The following is a 2,414-nucleotide window of genomic DNA, read 5'->3' on the forward strand; positions in this document are numbered from 1 at the left end:
CGAACGCGATTTGAAATCGCATCAGTTGTAGAAAGGCTGTTGTCAAACTGAAAATTTTTCTCCTGTCAACCGTTGATGGTTAAACCAGGGATATCTATCGATTGATATCCGTTGTCTTAGGTTAGGAGGTTGCCAAATCGGTATGGTAAAATGCACCCTTGGCTAATAACTGGGAACTTAAAGTTACAGTGGTAAAAGTTAAATTGGTTAAAACTTTAGTCGCTTGACCGCTTAAGTTAAGGGAACTAATTTAAGAACTTAGTCGAACCTGTTGTAAGCGGTGTAACTGAGCCTTGTGGACTTATGTATTAAAACTAACCTTTACAAAGGGCACTTGTTATCAGCAAATACGCTGAACCTAGTTATTATTTTTACAAAATAAATAGGACATATTACGCAATTAGGTGGTCAGCCCTGTTAATTTTCAGACTGATATGGGGATGGAGAGCGCTTTGTGCGAGGATTTGATGAAGTTTCTCTAAATATTTTTAAAGAAGCGATGCCTTCTCTACTAAACGCCATCAGCTGAACTTCTCCCTTGGCGTAGCGTCTGGTAGAGAAGGGGAGCATAATATGAACACTGAAATAAACTTTAGAATACCTGTAGCTGTAACCATTGCTGGTTCAGATAGTGGTGGTGGTGCATGAATTCAAGCTGATTTACTGTCTACTATTCATTGGCAAGGTTTTTATTGGAAAGATGTTTTTTGGAATGGCTGTTACTTGAGTACCGTGGTGGTGTCACTAGCTGAGGCGAAGGAGCAGGCTTGGCGTTGGGAGTGATGCTAAATTTGTTAATCCTGGGGAATATCGCAGTCTGTATAATTCGTAAAAACTAAAAACTTTGCACATTTAATGGCAAAGTTTTAGGGGCACAAATATATTGCGCCCCGATGTCTGTGATCTATTTAATTGAAAGTGGATTCATGTTTGGATTACACTTGGACTCAGTTAACCCGACCCAACTATGCTTGAATGATGAAGTCGGAAGCAGTAAGAGTGGGCGCACCCGTAAGTTGTGCAAATTGACCACCACTGCCGAAACCAGGAGCCCTACCATTTTGATTGTATAGTAACTGCCCATTCATAGGGTTGTAGACAATTACAGCATTGCTAGCTGCCCCTAAACTGGTGATTTGAAAATCACTAGCCTTACTAAAACCCCTTCCCACAGCAGAAGTAATGGCAGTAAAGGTGGTCTTACTCAGGACAATCTTATCAGCTTGAGAATGATTGAAGTCAGCGGTCGTATCAATACCCATACCAGCGTTAAGGCCACCATGGAATTGTCAAACCCGCCAATGTTGTTCAAGTTCTTGGGGATGGTGACGCTGGGGTGGGGGGCTTCGTATGCACCAATATCAATCACTGCGGTGCCATTACCATCGCCAGTGATGCTATTGAAGGCATTAGAACCAGCATCGATCGCAGGACTTCCAGGTTTGAGCGCAAAATTCGCGTGGGCTGCATCAACAAATTGGGGATCTTTACCCAAAATATTCTGCAATCCTATAGCCTTTAAATTATCTGAAGCTTGGAATACATTCGAGTTATAAACAAGGTTGTGATCAAAGTTGACATTCGTAGAATAGTTAAGAACATTTGCCGCTTGATTGTTGCTGGCATACATGATATTGTTCTCGACTGTAACATTCGCTGAGTAATTGACTTTAATCTCTCCGGTGTTAGCGACAACCCGGCTATTTTGGTAAACTGTATTGTTGACAATATCTACATTTTTCGCTGCAAAAGCGTTAATGCCAGAGTTGCCATTGTTGTAGACTATATTATTTGCAACTAAGGTTTTGCCTAGATAGGGTGTGCCATCTTTACTCTGATTAGTAGTATCAAGCATAATCCCATGTCCTTCAGTGATTTTGCCTGTGGCACTCCACGGAACCAAACTTTGATTATCGTAGACAATATTGCCTTCGATAATCATTTTGTAATCAGTCGTATTATTATTCAAGTTAAAAGTGCGATTAAGACCCAATCCCTGATCACCATAAGGTGAATACCAAGCGTTTCCAGACACAATATTGTTCTCAAATGTGATGTAGTCTGAATCCATAGCTCCGATACCTCCACCTGGAAAGTTACGGACTGTGTTACCAGAGATGACAATGTGATGAGAATTAGTACCGCCTACTCCTTGGCTATTTTTCCAGCTTTTAATTCCAATTCCACTGGAATTAGTTAAGGGGTTGTTGAGATTATTCTTCTGTTGTAAGGCATATTGTAGAGTGATGTTTTGCCGATTGCCTTCTAGATCAAGTCCTTCAACCCGGACGTAGGATGAACTAAATATATTAATGCCACCTCCGGTTGTTTTTATCGTCGGCGTAGCCCCGGGATAAGCTTTTATTGTTGTCCAGTTATCTGCTGAACCATTAAAGTTAAAAAGCGTAAACCCT

General features: G+C 41.1%; 2 protein-coding genes. Both read right to left on the reverse strand.

Going from position 1 to position 2,414, the window contains the following annotated elements; translation table 11 throughout:
* Window positions 1–965: 965 nt before the first annotated feature.
* Entirely contained in the window at window positions 966–1,262 is a 297-nt protein-coding gene (locus tag ACYTXL_RS25230) for a hypothetical protein (RefSeq protein ID WP_461927094.1), read from the reverse strand.
* Window positions 1,205–2,414, reverse strand: a 1,210-nt coding sequence (locus ACYTXL_RS25235) for a choice-of-anchor Q domain-containing protein (protein ID WP_461927095.1), incomplete at its 5' end; no start/stop codon positions are given. The genes ACYTXL_RS25230 and ACYTXL_RS25235, both read right to left, overlap by 58 nt.

This window comes from Nostoc sp., from assembly GCF_054880495.1.

Coding starts and splice junctions, on each gene's coding strand:
- ACYTXL_RS25230 (WP_461927094.1), bottom strand. CDS start 1,262: ATGGGTATTGATACGACCGCTGACTTCAATCATTCTCAAGCTGATAAG.